Raw genomic sequence first — 1,334 nt, forward strand, 5'->3', positions numbered from 1 at the left:
CCTCGAGGCCCACTCCCTCCTCGCCCCCGCCCCTCCTCGAGGCCCACTTCTCGCCGTCGCCTCTTGCCGTCAAAGGTGAAAAATGTTTCACTAATTGGACGGAGGGGAGTATCCCCGGAATGTCCCGTCGTCAGTACGGCCGACCCTGAGCGGCCCGGCGGGACAGGTCCCTCGGGGCCGGGAGAGACCTCCAGTTAGTTGAACTGACTGGAAAGTGGTGCTCCCTGATGAATGTTCCACTATGGGCCTGGTTGGCCGTTTTAGCCGTAATTGTTCTGATGCTGGCCGTGGACTTGTTCGCGCACCGCAGGGCGCACGTCATCGGGGTCCGCGAAGCCGCGTTGTGGTCCGGGATCTGGGTCGCATTCGGCGTGGGCTTCGGCGCCCTCATCTGGCAGATCTACGGAGCGGAATTTGGCCAGCAGTACTTCGCCGGGTACCTGATCGAGAAATCCCTGGCGGTGGACAACGTGTTCATCTGGGCGATCATCTTCACGTACTTCGCAGTACCCCGCGAATACCAGCACCGGGTGCTGTTCTTCGGGGTGCTGGGCGCCCTGATCCTCCGGGGCATCTTCATCGCGGCGGGCTCCGCGATCATCGCCAGCGCAGGGTGGGTGCTGTACATCTTTGCCGCGTTCCTGCTCCTCACCGGCTACCGGATGATCCGCCACCGCAACGACCACCTGGACCCGGAAAAGTCCCGGATCCTGAAACTCTTCCGCCGGCGCGTGCCCACGACGGACGACTTCCACGGCCAGCGCTTCCTGATCCGCAAGAACGGCGCAGTGCTGGCCACCCCGTTGCTCGCCGTCCTGGTCCTCATCGAGGTCACCGACGTCATCTTCGCAGTGGATTCCATCCCCGCGATCTTCGCCGTCACCGACGAAGTGTTCCTGGTTTTCACGGCCAACGCCTTCGCCATCCTGGGCCTCCGGGCAATGTACTTCCTGCTCGCTGACCTGATCCACCGCTTCATCTATCTCAAGATCGGACTGGCGCTCGTCCTGATCTGGGTCGGCATCAAAATGCTCCTCAAAATCGATATCTACTACATCCCCACCCCGGCATCCCTGGCCGTCATCGCCACAATCCTCGGGGTGTCCATCGGCGCAAGCCTCTGGGCCACCCGCGGACAGGGCCGCAAGACACCCACGGCGCCGGCGCACTCCCCGTTCGGCACCGCCTCACCCGAGGAGATCGCCGCTCTGGAACCACTGTGGCGCAAGCGCCCCGACACGAAAGCTTCGTCGTCGTCCTAACGTGAAAATAGGGTGTCCCCGCGGTCTCAGCCGGTGTGGGTGAGAGGTTCCAAGGTGACGGTGTAGCCGAGT

At 63.1% G+C, this 1,334-nt stretch carries 1 protein-coding gene; it reads left to right on the top strand.

Features of this window, described 5'->3' with window-relative positions:
- The first annotated feature begins 227 nt into the window (after window positions 1-227).
- Complete coding sequence (locus tag BJQ90_RS18850; protein WP_226761732.1) at window positions 228-1,262, top strand: TerC family protein; 1,035 nt, start codon at window positions 228-230, stop codon at window positions 1,260-1,262.
- The last annotated feature ends 72 nt before the right edge of the window (window positions 1,263-1,334 follow it).

Source organism: Arthrobacter sp. SO3 (assembly GCF_020532825.1).
In the GTDB taxonomy this organism is placed as follows: Bacteria; Actinomycetota; Actinomycetes; order Actinomycetales; family Micrococcaceae; genus Arthrobacter.

What these genes read in the sequence shown, in the direction of transcription:
- BJQ90_RS18850 (WP_226761732.1), top strand. Translation starts at nt 228, where the DNA reads ATGAATGTTCCACTATGGGCCTGGTTGGCCGTTTTAGCCGTAATTGTT.